Below are 13,172 nucleotides of genomic sequence, written 5' to 3'. Positions count from 1 at the left end.
TTGTTCATGAAGACGATAAGGTGTTTAACACCAACCTGACGTGAAAGAAGGATGTGCTCACGAGTTTGTGGCATTGGTCCGTCAGTTGAAGCTACTACAAGGATAGCTCCGTCCATTTGAGCGGCACCAGTGATCATGTTTTTAACGTAGTCCGCGTGTCCTGGAGCGTCGATGTGAGCGTAGTGACGTTTTTCAGTTTCGTACTCAACGTGCGCAGTGTTGATTGTGATACCGCGTTCGCGTTCTTCTGGAGCAGCATCGATAGACGCATAGTCTTTAGGTTGGTTAACTGCTGAAGGCAAGCGACGTGCCAAAACAGTTGTGATAGCTGCAGTTAGGGTAGTTTTACCGTGGTCAACGTGTCCGATAGTACCAATGTTAACGTGTGGTTTACTACGATCGTATTTTTCTTTTGCCATTTGAGTAAAAGCCTCCAATAAAATATATTTTATAGATAGACAGTTAGATAGACAGTAGGCAATACAGTCTAACTTTCCTTACTATTTTATCAAATTTCAGCTAAATTGCAAGTGTTTTACAAAGTTTTTGTGAATTATTCTTATTCTTGCTCTACTTCCTCTACCAATTTATTTAAAATATCTATAACTAGGCTTATTTCAGCAAAAGGCGATAGACCATCAATCGATAACCCAAGTCTGAATTTCCTATTTCCAGCCCCGAAAGACTTCAATCATTCAGTTGTTTGTAGAAAATTATGTATAGAAAAATTAAAGTTTCATCATAAGAGATTTGAGAGTTTAAAACCAATAAAAAGGTTGATCAACTACAGCACCAAAGATACTATAATCAAAAAAAGGTCGGGAGCTTTTATCCCGACATCTTTATTCTGATAGATGTTTCTTAACTTCTTGTGCTTCCTTATGATTTTCATACAGTCGCGCTAAGAATTTAGCAATCTCTTTTAAAATGGAATAGGTAGGAACAGCAACAATCATCCCAATCACACCGTAAATATTACTTGATAATAAAAGCAAGACTAAAATAGTAATTGGGTGAACCTTCATAACTCCACCCACGATACGTGGATATAAAATATTTCCATCAACTTGCTGAATAATCAACATATAAATGACAGCAATAATCATTTTATGAGGATCGGTAAAGAGATTTGAAATAATCATTGGAATCAATCCAATGCTTGGTCCTACATATGGAATCAAATTAGCCAATCCAGAAAAAATGGCGAAGACCAAGGCATATCTTAGACCAATCACACTATAACCGATAAAAGCTAAACATCCAATAATAACTGCATCAATAGACACTCCACTAATGTAACGAGAAATAGTTGTATTTAGGTTTGTCAATAAACCAGATATGTTCAATTTATCTCGTTTTAATATCGTTCTTTCTAGCATGGGTAAAAATTTATGCCCATCAAGTAAGAAGTAAATCAAGAAAACTGGTGTCATGATGATAATCAATACAGTACTTACGAGTGCAGATAGAACACTTCCAACACTATTTGTCACACTGTTCAAGATATTTTGCAAAATATCAACATATGAGAGATTTAGTTGTTGAATAGTTTGTTGAATATCTAGATTTTGCAGGGCTGGATGTTTTGATAACTCAATGACTAAATCTTGAAGACGACCATAAATGTTTTGACTCGAATAGATTAGGCTACTCAACTGATTAATCAAAATCGGTAGCAGATAGACAAAACTAAGTACGATTGCACAAATTAAGGCACAAAGGGTTAACAAAATCCCAATGATGCGATTGATTTTGCATTCCTTCTCTAAAAAGATAACAATTGGGTTGGTTAGGTAATACAAAAATCCTCCCAATAAAAAAGGAATCATGATTGTATTTGCAACACTGACAAAGGGTGTAATAATAGCACCCATCTCTCTCCATAAGTAGAAAATAAGGGTTATTAATAATATCTCAGTGGTCCAGAAGAATAATTTATTTCTCCGAAACATAAGCCACCTCCTCTTTTTCCTATTTTACCATATTTCAAAAAAGATTGATAACCTACATTATAAAAACAAGAATATTTTTTGTCTTTATGATAGAATACAATTACTATGAAGAAATTATTTTTAACACTATTAACACTTATTTCGTTTGGTTCCGCTACTACGGTTTTTGCCCAGGATTTTGATGTAGCAGCAAAACATGCCATTGCTGTTGAAGCTAATAGCGGTAAGATATTATACGAAAAGGATGCTACTCAACCTGTTGAAATTGCTTCTATTAGCAAATTGCTTACCGTATATCTCGTTTACGAAGCCTTGGAACAGGGGAAAATCTCTCTTTCTACTCCTGTAGAAATTTCTGATTACCCCTACCAGTTGACAACTAATTCTGCGGCTAGTAATGTTCCCATGGAAGCTAGAAATTACACTGTCGAAGAGTTGCTAGAAGCAACTTTGGTATCTAGCGCTAACAGTGCTGCTATCGCTTTAGCTGAAAAAATTGCCGGTTCTGAGAAGGACTTTGTAGATATGATGAAGGCAAAACTACAAGAATGGGGAATTCAAGACGCTACACTCGTCAACACAACAGGGCTCAACAATGAAACTCTTGGCACTAATATCTATCCTGGTTCAAAGAAAGATGATGAAAACAAATTGAGCGCTTATGATGTTGCTGTCGTTGCTCGCAATCTCATCCTCAAGTATCCTCAAGTTTTAGAAATCACCAAGAAACCTTCTTCTACTTTTGCAGGGATGACCATTCATTCTACCAACTATATGTTGGAGGGAATGCCTGCTTATCGTGGTGGTGTTGACGGTCTTAAAACAGGAACAACTGATAAAGCTGGAGCATCCTTTGTAGGTACGACTGTAGAAAAAGGAATGCGTATCATCACAGTTGTCTTAAACGCTGACAACCAAGATACCAATCCATATGCACGCTTTACAGCTACTTCTTCTATTTTAGATTACATCTCATCAAACTTTGCTCTTCAGACAATCGTCAAACAAGGGGAAAGTTACGAAGATAGTAAATCGCCTGTATTAGATGGGAAGGAAGATACAGTTACAGCTGTCGCCAAAGAAGATATCAAAATCGTACAACGTCTTGGTAGTCGTACACAATCAACTATTATTTACACAGCGGACACGACTGAACACACTGCTCCACTAGAGGCAGGAACTGTCGTTGGACATTTGACTTATGAAGACAAGGATCTAGTTGGTCAAGGATACATTACAACTGACAAACCTAGTTTTGAGATGGTCGCAGAACAAAATGTCGAAAAAGCCTTCTTCTTAAAAGTTTGGTGGAATCGCTTCGTTCGTTTTGTTAACGAGAAGTTATAAAAAATCAAAAAATCGCGAATTTCGCGATTTTTTTCTTTATTCATTTTCAGCTACAGTCGAATGGTTATATCCATAAACAAAGTAAATAATAACGCCTATTAATAAAGCTAGTCCAAATGCCATCCATGTTTCAAGGGTATATTGAAGCATAAATGAAAGGCAGATTAGAATAGACAAGATTGGTAAAAAAGGTACCAGGGGAGTTTTAAATTCTCCCTCTTTGGGCATACCCTTATCTTTTCTCAGTTTGATAATCCCATAGGCTAGGAGAATAAGATAGGCTAAGGTGCAGATATTGAGAAAGGCTGCGATACTTGCCAGTGGGAAAATTCCCGCTGCAATCGCTGAAACAACACCTGTTAAAATGGTCGCATTCTTAGGGACACGACTGGTCTTAGTCACTTGTTTGAAACTCTGAGGCATGAGCCCATCACGTGCCAAACTATAAATCATTCGAGACAAGGCGTAAGTCATGGAAATACATACCGTAATCAAAGTAAAAATAGCAACGAGAGAAACATAATTAGCTGCCCAACCAATACCAATACTTCTAAGAGCAAAAGCCACTGCATCATCAACATTAAGCTTGCTATAGTGAACGATACCTGTCAATATCAAGGTAACCAAGGCATACAGAATGGTTACAATGGTTAAGGATAAAACAATCCCACGTGGAATATTCTTTTGTGGACTTTGAATTTCGTCAACTGCCATAGAAATGGACTCAAACCCTAAGAATCCAAAGAACATCAGTGAAGCACCTGCCATAATTCCAGTGCTTCCACCATAAATTTGACCAAATCCAAATGGTGCAAAATCTGACCAATTTTCAGGTTTAATGTACCAAATACCAACTAGGATAAATAAGGCAAGAGCAGAAAATTTTAAAACAACAAGAATAGAATTAAAACGAAGAGCTGCTTTCGAATTTAAAAGTACAACACCTGTAACAAGTAGAATTACTAAAATCGGTAAAAGATCAATATAAGTACCATGTTCGGTATTAAAAGTTCCATTTAAGGCTTGTGGCAAGGAAATTCCATAATGGCTAAGCAAACCTTTAAAATAGGCCGCCCAACCAGAAGCAACACCTGAAACTGCTGTCATAAATTCCATAATGGTTAACCAACCAGCTATCCAGGCTGGGAATTCACCCAAAATTGCATATAAATAACTATATGCTCCACCCGTTGCAGGAACACGAGAAGCAAATTCTGCAAAAAAGAGTGCAGATAAGGACACGCAGATAGCAGAAATTACAATCGATACCACAAGGGCAGGTCCTGCTAATGTTGCTGCAGCAGTTCCTGTAATCGTAAAAATACCTGTTCCCACCATGGCACCAATTCCCAAAAGAATTAAGTCCCATAGTTTTAAATGGCGATGCATTTCTGTTTTACCTAGACTAACGTCTTTGGTTCTAAAAATATTCATCATTCATCTCCCAATTTATAAGATTGTATTATTTTATCATATATAAGGATTTTTGTGAATATTTATTAGCATCTTTCATCAAAAAAACTGAGAGTGGGACAGAAATCGGTAATTCGTTAGAATACGATTTCGTCGTCCCACCTCCGCACAGTTGAGTAGGGCTGTAAAAGCTGATGAATTCAGCGTAGTAGAGCCCACTCAACCACTGCGTCTTGCTCGACAATCCAAAGACAATTGAGAGGCTAGGACTTTTGTCCCAGCCTCAGTTTCTGTTCATAAAGTTTATCCGACTGATCCTTCCATTTCATAGCTAATCAAGCGGTTGAGCTCAACTGCGTATTCCATTGGAAGTTCTTTAGTGAAGGGTTCGACAAATCCCATGACAATCATTTCAGTTGCTTCAGATTCTGACAGACCACGACTCATGAGATAATAGAGTTGTTCTTCTGAAATCTTAGATACTTTAGCTTCGTGTTCCAAAGCTACTTGTGAGTTGTGGATTTCATTAAACGGAATGGTATCTGATGCTGACAAGTCATCCATGATAATGGTATCACACTCGATGTGAGAAACAGATTTCTTAGAGTTCTTGTTAAAGGTTACTTGTCCACGATAGTCAACCTTCCCTCCACCTTTGGCGATAGATTTTGAGACGATTGATGAACTTGTATGCGGTGCATTGTGGATCATCTTGGCACCAGTATCCTGGTGTTGCCCTGCATTGGCAAAGGCAATCGAAAGCATGGTTCCACGTGCTCCTTCTCCATCAAGGTAAACAGATGGATATTTCATGGTTGTTTTGGCACCCAAGTTTCCATCAATCCACTCAACTGTCGCATCTTTCAAAGCCTTAGCACGTTTGGTTACCAAGTTATAAACGTTATCAGACCAGTTTTGGATGGTTGTATAACGCATGTAAGCTCCGTCCAAAGCAAAGATTTCTACAATGGCTGCGTGCAAGCTGTTGCTTGAATAAGTTGGCGCTGTACATCCTTCTACATAGTGGACACTTGCTCCCTCATCAACGATAATCAAGGTACGTTCAAACTGACCAGTGTTTTCGTTGTTGATACGGAAGTAAGTTTGAAGTGGAATATCTACCTTGACACCTTTTGGTACGTAGATAAAGGTTCCACCTGACCAAACTGCTGAGTTGAGGGCTGCCAACTTGTTATCAGTCGGTGGTACCAACTTCGCAAAGTATTGTTTAAACAAGTCTGGGTACTCTTTGAGGGCAGAATCTGTATCAGTAAAGATAATACCTAACTTCTCAAATTCTTCCTTCATGTTATGGTAAACCACTTCTGACTCATACTGGGCAGAAGCTCCAGCAAGATAAGCACGCTCAGCTTCAGGAATCCCAATACGTTCAAAAGTTTCTTTGATTTTTTCAGGAACTTCATCCCAAGAACGGGCTGGTTTATCAGATGGTTTTTGGTAGTAAATCAAGTCATCAAAATCAATCTCTGACAAGTCTGCTCCCCATGTTTGCATGGGCATTTTTTTGAAGGTTTCATAAGATTTCAAACGGAATTCTAACATCCACTCAGGCTCTCCCTTAGCAGCTGATAGTTCACGAATGACATCTTCATTCAATCCTTTTCCTGTCGATAGGACAGGCTCTACATCGTCATGAAAACCAAATTTATATTCACCAAGGTCAATTGGTTTTGGTTCTACTCTTTCTTCAGCCATAATATCCTTTCTTTCATTCTTTATTTCTGATGATTTATAAGACAAAGAAAGCTTGTCTTACTTGTTATCTTGATTTTCAATTGTTTTTTTAAGGGCGTTCCAAGCTAGGGTTGCACACTTGATTCGTTGCGGAAATTTAGCAACTCCTGACAAGAAACCTGCATCTCCAAGTTGATCTTGACGCTCATCCTTTTGACCTTGAACCATGTCAGAAAAGATAGTTGCAAGCTCTAGGATTTCTTGCTTGGTCTTTCCTAAGACTGCATCTGTCATCATACTAGCAGAGGCGGTTGAAATCGTACAACCAGAGTTTAGAAAAGCGATATCTTCCAAACGATCATCTGCATTAAACTTAACAGAGAGATTAATCACATCACCACAGGTTGGATTGTTAAGACTGATTTGTTCAGCATCTTCTAGCTTCCCTTGGTGATGGGGATTTTTCGAATGGTCCGCTACCACTGCCATATAAAGGCTATCTAGTTTAGAAAGTGCCATTGAAAAACTCCTTTGTCTTTTGTAAAGCATCGACTAACTTGTCGCAATCTGCCTTGGTATTATAGATATAAAAACTTGCACGAGCTGTTGCTGGAACGTCCAAATACTGGAGCAAAGGTTGAGCGCAATGGTGTCCGGCACGAACTGCTACTCCTTCATAATCCAGAGCAGTAGCGAGGTCGTGAGGGTGAAGATCACCTAGATTAAAGGCAATGACACCTGAACGTTGAGCCAAATCTTGTGAACCATAGATAGTCAGTCCTTCAATGGCCTGCAATTTTGGAAAGACATATGCAATCAATTCCTGTTCATGAGCTTCAATCGCATCCATCCCAAGATTTTCAAGATAATCTACTGCAGCAGCAAGTCCAATTGCTCCTGCCATGTTAGGAGTTCCAGCCTCGAATTTCCAAGGCAATTCCTTCCAGCTTGCAGATTGTTCATAAACGAAATCAATCATCTCGCCACCAAACTCCACCGGTGACATTTGTTCCAGATACTTTTCTTTGCCATAAAGAACACCGATGCCTGTCGGACCAGCCATCTTGTGACCTGAGAAAGCAAAGAAATCTACATCCAAGTCCTGGACATCAATCTTCATATGCGGTGTAGACTGAGCACCATCCACCACCATAATAGCTCCAACTTCATGAGCCATTTGAGTGATTTCTTTGATAGGATTGACCACTCCAAGAACATTGGAAGCATGAGCTAACGAGACAAACTTAACCTTGTCCGTCAATTTAGCCCGCAGGTCAACCATATCCAGAGCTCCGTCCTTGAGATAAACATAGACAAGCTCCGCTCCCGTCTTGCGACAGGCCTCCTGCCAAGGAATGATATTGGAATGGTGCTCCATGACAGAAATCAAGACCTGATCCCCTGCTGTCAGAACTTCCTCAGCAAAGCGCGCTACCCAGTTGAGACTAGTTGTGGTACCTCTGGTAAAGAGAACTTCCTTTGTTGAACCCGCATTGATGAACTTACGAATAGTTTCACGAGCAGCCTCATAGGAAGCTGTCGCACGTTCAGCCAAAGTGTGAACCCCTCGATGAACATTGGCATTATCCTGCTTATAGTAGCGGTTAATGGCTTCCAGAACTGCTAGTGGTTTTTGTGTCGTCGCGGCATTATCCAGATAAACCAGAGGTTCATCGTTGACAATCTGGTCTAAAATTGGAAAATCCTTACGAATCACTTCTACATCTAACATAGGCTTCCCCTTAGCGTTTTGACAATTTTTCTTCGATCGTTGCAATCATTTCATCACGAACTTCCTTGACTGGAATCTCAACGATAACGGATCCAAGGAAACCACGAACAACTAAACGTTCTGCAGTTGCCTTATCCAAGCCACGGCTCATGAGGTAGTACATGTCTTCTGGATCAACTTGTCCGATAGAAGCCGCGTGACCCGCAGTAACATCATTTTCATCAATCAAGAGAATTGGGTTGGCATCTGAACGCGCTTGGTCAGAAAGCATGAGAACACGGCTCTCTTGTTGGGCATCTGCTCCCTTAGCTCCTTTGATGATGTGTCCGATACCGTTAAATGTCAAGGTTGCTTTTTCAAGGATAACCCCATGTTGAAGGATATTACCAATAGAGTTGCAACCATAGTTAGTCACTCGAGTATCAATCCCTTGAACCTGACGTCCACTTGAAAGTGCAACGACCTTGAGATCTGCATGGCTACCATTACCAATCAAGTCACTATCAAAGTCAGCAACGACATTTCCTTCGTTCATGACACCGATGGCCCAGTCAATACTTGCATCGTTGCCTAATTTACCACGACGGCTAATGTAGGCAGTGACATTCTCACCTAGACGGTCAATCGCCGCAAACTTCACTTGAGCACCAGAACGTGCAATCACTTCAACTGTGATATTAGCAGTCGCCTTAGCACTACCCTCACCGCGTGATTCTAAACGTTCGAGGTAGCTGATTTTAGAGTTTTTACCTGCAATGATCAGAATGTGCTTGTTAAATGGCACATCGATATCGCTGTCTTGGTAGAAAATTCCTTCGATTGGTTCAGCAATTTCCACGTTATCAGGAATGTAGAGAACAGCACCACTATTGAAATAAGCTGTGTGGTAGGCTGCTAATTTATCATCGTCATACTTAACAGATGACATGAAGAATTCTTCGATCAGCTCTGGAATTTCTTCTAAAGCTGAATGAAAGTCTGTGAAGACAACACCCTGTTCAGCCAACTCAACTGGAATTTGCTCAAAAACAGTTTGAGTTCCTACTTGGACCAACTTCAAGTGGTTATCTATAGCTGTGAAGTCAGGAACATTTGCTGAGGGTTCGCTTTCTGTGATAGTTCCGTCACCAAGATTCCAACGGTGAAATTTGACACGCTCAATGACTGGTAATTCTAGGCTCTCAATTTTGTCAAAAGCTTTTTGACGGAGTTCAGACAACCAGCTTGGTTCAGCGTGCATTTCTGAAAAAAGTTTAATAGTTTCTTTAGTCATTTACTTCTCCTAAAAGATACGAGGGAATTACAATTCTTCCTTGTAGTCATAGCCAAGTTCTTCAGCTAATTTTGCGTATCCTTCACGTTCCAAACGCGCAGCCAATTCTGGACCACCAGAAAGGACAACACGACCTTCCATCATGACGTGTACCACATCAGGTGTGATGTAGTTCAAAAGACGTTGGTAGTGAGTGATAATCATAGCACCAAAACCTTCACCACGCATAGCATTGACACCTTTAGACACAACTTTAAGAGCGTCAATATCAAGACCAGAGTCAATCTCATCCAAAAGGGCAAATGTTGGTTCCAACATCAAGAGTTGAAGAATTTCATTACGTTTTTTCTCACCACCAGAGAAGCCTTCGTTGAGGTAACGCTCTGCCATTTCTTCTTTCATGTTGAGCAGTTCCATCTTCTCGTCTAGTTTAGTAATAAACTCACGAACTGAAATCTTCTCATCGTCTTCTTTACCAGCATTCATGGCTGCACGAAGAAACTCAGCATTGGTAATTCCAGGAATTTCTGATGGGTATTGCATAGCTAGGAAAAGTCCCATACGCGCACGCTCGTCCACTTCCAATTCAAGGATATTTACACCGTCAAACAAGACTTCACCTTTGGTAACTTCATAGTTTGGATTTCCCATGATAGCGGCAGAAAGAGTCGATTTACCAGTACCATTTGGCCCCATGATAGCGGCGATTTCGCCTGTTTTCAGGGTTAGGTTAACCCCTTTTAAAATTTCTTTTCCTTCAATTTCAACGTGAAGATCTTTGATCTCTAATACTGACATGATAGTTCCTTTCTTTTCAATCCGTTTTACCATTTTCGCTAGAAAATTGTCCTTATTTTTCTAGTAAAAAACGATAAAATGTCAATAAATATACTTTAATAGTATAACAAAAAAAAGCCTAAAAGGCTTTAATTTTGTCTAGAAGCTGAGGGTTACTTCTTTCCTCGAAAATGGTCATCAATAGCGTTGACAATTTTACCCATAATATAGCTGACTCTAAAATTTCTTAGGATTAAAATAGCCCAAAGCAAGGCCACGATATACCGTTGCTCCATGATGGATTCATTAAAGAAATAAGTCTCGGCAGCAGTAAATAAGGCCATAATTATAAATTGTTGTCTGTTCATCGTATTATTTCACAAAATCCTTTTAATCTTCTGCAATGGTCACTTTATCCGCTAGGAATTCAAATCCCTGAGGAAGGACAGATTCTTCAACTTCTTCCTTAACCGGTTGACCTTGAGACGATTTAGCCTTCGCTGAGAAATCAGCTCTGACTTCTTTCCACTCTTCCATGGAAATAGCAAGAATCTCTGGTGAAAATCCCGCTGCTTGACTGAGTATATTACCAAACATGGTGTTGAGATTATCACGTTTCATGGTCTGACCAGCATTGAAGTTAGACTCAAATGCAAGAATGGCATGATGTTCATTAGCCGCAACAGGTTGAGAACCAACTAAAAGTGCCTTATCAGGACCTGACAAGCTTTCAATAACTTCTCCCCAAGCATTTTGAAGACGTATTAGATTTTGACGGGCTAAATCAGGATTTTCAATAGCTTCTTGAAGAATAGACTGAACCTTATTGCGATCTACGCGATAAACTGACTTGCTGTTAACTGGACGACTCGGTGTTGGTGTAGTCTGCTTAGGACTCATGTTAACATTTGCCAGAGCCTGTTTCAATCGCGCAACTTCTTCTCTAAGTGAGGCTAATTCTCCACTTGTACCATCTGATAATGTTGGTTTTGAATCTATCTCTGCCAAACGAATGGTCATCATTTCAGCATAAATCTTAGGCTGTAAGCTAGCCTTGATATCAGCTAAACTACTAGTTGCAATTCCGATCATCTCAAACAAAATAGCCTGTGAAAGTCCTAGGTTATCCTTGAAGAGATCACTATGGTGAGTATTCTCCCCACCAGTTTGGACAATCAAAATATCCCTTAGATACTGCAACAAATCCGTTACAAATCGTGTCATGCTTTTTCCGTTATCAAAAATCAAATTAAGATTTTCCAAAGCACGAGTCACATCTTTTTGTGCCAAGGCAGCCACATAATTATCCAAAGCACTTAGACTAATAGTCCCAGTAATTTCCTCAGAAACAGCTGTTGTTAATCTAGCATCTTGAGTCAAGCTCAATGCTTGGTCTAAAATGGACAAAGCATCCCGCATACCACCTTCGGCCCTACGAGCGATAATCTCAACAGCTTCAGTTTCATAAGCAATCCCTTCCTTCTCTAAAATATGGAAGATATGATCTCGAATATCCTGAGTTCTAATAGATTTAAACTCAAAGCGTTGAACACGAGACAAAATGGTTGCAGGAATCTTATGAAGCTCTGTCGTTGCTAAGATAAAAACAACATTAGGAGTGGGTTCTTCAAGAGTTTTCAAAAGGGCATTGAAGGCTCCAGTTGAAAGCATATGAACCTCATCAATGATATAGACCTTATACTGAGCTATACTTGGAGCATAGGTTGATTTATCACGGATATCACGAATTTCATCCACTCCATTGTTAGAGGCCGCGTCCATTTCGATAACGTCTTCCAAGCTACCGTCTGTTACAGCTTGACAGATATAACAGTTATTGCAAGGTTCTCCTCCCTCTTGATTAGGGCAGTTCATAGCCTTGGCAAAAATTTTGGCTACACTGGTTTTTCCAGTTCCACGAGGCCCTGAAAATAGATAGGCATGGCTAATCTTTTCCTGCTCTACGGCTTGTTTCAGAGTTTTTGCAACAATTTCCTGGCCTACTAACTGTGAAAATGTTTGACTTCTATATTTTCGATAAAGGGCCTGATACATTACGCTTTCTCCTCAAACATTGAAAAATTCCATTCGGTTTTCTCTAACAAAATAGAAACAAACTCTTCTAGATATTTCAGATCCAAATCATCATAATCATCAACAAGAGATGAATCTAAATCTAGAACGCCCAGAAGACGTCCCTCTTTAACCATCGGCACAACAATTTCACTACGAGCACTACTATCACAAGAAATATAGTTTGGATAGGTTTTAACATCACCAACAATCACTGTTTGACGACTAGCTGCAGACTCTCCACAAACACCTTTTCCAAGAGCGATTCGTACACATGAAACTCCACCTTGAAAGGGTCCCAAAATCAGTTCATTCCCATCAAATAGATAGAAACCTGCAAAAACAGTATTGGGAAAACTTGTTTTTAGCAGAGCACTGGCATTTGATAGATTAGCCAACACATTGGGCTCTCCTTCTAAAAGATAAGAGAGCTGTTCATTTATTGTTTGATAAAGTGATTCTTTTTCTGAATATAACATAAAACCATTATATCAAAAAATGCTAGTAGAAAAAAGAAAAATCCCTTGTTTTAAAAACAAAGGATTTTATTCAAATTCGAATGGATTAAAGTTCGATGTCTCCGAACAAGTCAGCCATTGAGAATCCTGTTTGAGTTTCAGGAAGTTCAAAATCACGTTTTTCTTGACGTTTTGGACGACGTGGACGTGGAGCGCGTTTTTCTTCTTTTTGTCCTTCTTCTTGAGCTGGACGTTCTTCAAGAGCTTTGATAGAAAGAGATACACGTTCTGCATCAGCGTTAACTTCAAGAACTTTAACAGTAACTTCTTGACCAACTTTAAGAGCTTCTTTTGGATTTTCAATACGTTTGTGTGAAATTTGTGATACGTGAACAAGTCCATCGATACCTGGCAATACTTCAACAAATGCACCGAAGTCAGTCAAACGTTTA

13 protein-coding genes are annotated in these 13,172 nt (G+C 39.5%); 1 reads left to right on the top strand and 12 read right to left on the bottom strand.

Annotated elements, in window-relative coordinates; translation table 11 throughout:
• Together E7C97_RS07830 and E7C97_RS07825 are read right to left on the bottom strand one after the other, a co-directional pair.
• Window positions 1-419: GTP-binding protein (locus tag E7C97_RS07830; protein WP_316108743.1), on the bottom strand; the 419-nt coding region annotated here is incomplete at its 3' end.
• Between the two features lie 423 nt (window positions 420-842).
• On the bottom strand, window positions 843-1,952 hold the full coding sequence (locus E7C97_RS07825; RefSeq protein WP_316108742.1) for an AI-2E family transporter: 1,110 nt from the start codon (window positions 1,950-1,952) through the stop codon (window positions 843-845).
• A 105-nt stretch (window positions 1,953-2,057) separates the two neighbouring features.
• Between E7C97_RS07825 and pbp3 the strand changes: the two genes are divergently transcribed.
• Window positions 2,058-3,299, top strand: coding sequence for a D-alanyl-D-alanine carboxypeptidase PBP3 (pbp3, locus tag E7C97_RS07820; RefSeq protein ID WP_316108741.1), 1,242 nt, complete (start codon window positions 2,058-2,060; stop codon window positions 3,297-3,299).
• Window positions 3,300-3,335: 36 nt separating this feature from the next.
• Here pbp3 and E7C97_RS07815 read toward each other — a convergent pair whose 3' ends face one another.
• From E7C97_RS07815 to E7C97_RS07770, 10 genes are all read right to left on the bottom strand, one after another.
• The gene (locus E7C97_RS07815; protein WP_316108739.1) at window positions 3,336-4,733 is read right to left on the bottom strand and encodes an amino acid permease; all 1,398 of its coding nucleotides are present in this window, start codon (window positions 4,731-4,733) and stop codon (window positions 3,336-3,338) included.
• A gap of 282 nt (window positions 4,734-5,015) precedes the next feature.
• A complete protein-coding gene (gene sufB / locus E7C97_RS07810) occupies window positions 5,016-6,428 on the bottom strand; it encodes a Fe-S cluster assembly protein SufB (RefSeq protein WP_006151262.1) in 1,413 nt (470 codons plus the stop codon).
• A gap of 57 nt (window positions 6,429-6,485) precedes the next feature.
• On the bottom strand, window positions 6,486-6,926 hold the full coding sequence (gene sufU, locus E7C97_RS07805) for a Fe-S cluster assembly sulfur transfer protein SufU (RefSeq protein ID WP_316108733.1): 441 nt from the start codon (window positions 6,924-6,926) through the stop codon (window positions 6,486-6,488).
• Window positions 6,913-8,139 carry a cysteine desulfurase gene (locus E7C97_RS07800; RefSeq protein ID WP_316108731.1) on the bottom strand — a complete coding sequence of 409 codons (1,227 nt, stop codon included), beginning with the start codon at window positions 8,137-8,139 and terminating at the stop codon, window positions 6,913-6,915. The genes sufU and E7C97_RS07800 overlap by 14 nt, the downstream gene beginning before the upstream one ends.
• Before the next feature lie 10 nt (window positions 8,140-8,149).
• Window positions 8,150-9,412: a Fe-S cluster assembly protein SufD gene (gene sufD / locus E7C97_RS07795; RefSeq protein ID WP_316108730.1), complete on the bottom strand. Its 1,263-nt coding sequence runs from the start codon at window positions 9,410-9,412 to the stop codon at window positions 8,150-8,152.
• A gap of 27 nt (window positions 9,413-9,439) precedes the next feature.
• On the bottom strand, window positions 9,440-10,210 hold the full coding sequence (gene sufC, locus E7C97_RS07790) for a Fe-S cluster assembly ATPase SufC (RefSeq protein WP_000114489.1): 771 nt from the start codon (window positions 10,208-10,210) through the stop codon (window positions 9,440-9,442).
• A gap of 152 nt (window positions 10,211-10,362) precedes the next feature.
• Window positions 10,363-10,557, bottom strand: a complete 195-nt coding sequence (locus E7C97_RS07785) for a DUF3272 family protein (RefSeq protein WP_001081607.1) — start codon at window positions 10,555-10,557, stop codon at window positions 10,363-10,365.
• A gap of 22 nt (window positions 10,558-10,579) precedes the next feature.
• Window positions 10,580-12,244, bottom strand: a complete 1,665-nt coding sequence (dnaX, locus tag E7C97_RS07780; RefSeq protein ID WP_316108728.1) for a DNA polymerase III subunit gamma/tau — start codon at window positions 12,242-12,244, stop codon at window positions 10,580-10,582.
• Window positions 12,244-12,741, bottom strand: coding sequence for a GAF domain-containing protein (locus E7C97_RS07775; protein ID WP_070460986.1), 498 nt, complete (start codon window positions 12,739-12,741; stop codon window positions 12,244-12,246). Before E7C97_RS07775 ends, dnaX begins: the two co-directional genes overlap by 1 nt.
• A gap of 85 nt (window positions 12,742-12,826) precedes the next feature.
• The coding region (locus E7C97_RS07770; protein WP_316108725.1) for a S1 RNA-binding domain-containing protein at window positions 12,827-13,172 on the bottom strand (346 nt) is incomplete at its 5' end.

It is taken from the genome of Streptococcus sp. (assembly GCF_032481935.1).
Taxonomy (GTDB): domain Bacteria; phylum Bacillota; class Bacilli; order Lactobacillales; family Streptococcaceae; genus Streptococcus.
This window is presented reverse-complemented; position numbering and strand designations above follow the sequence as displayed.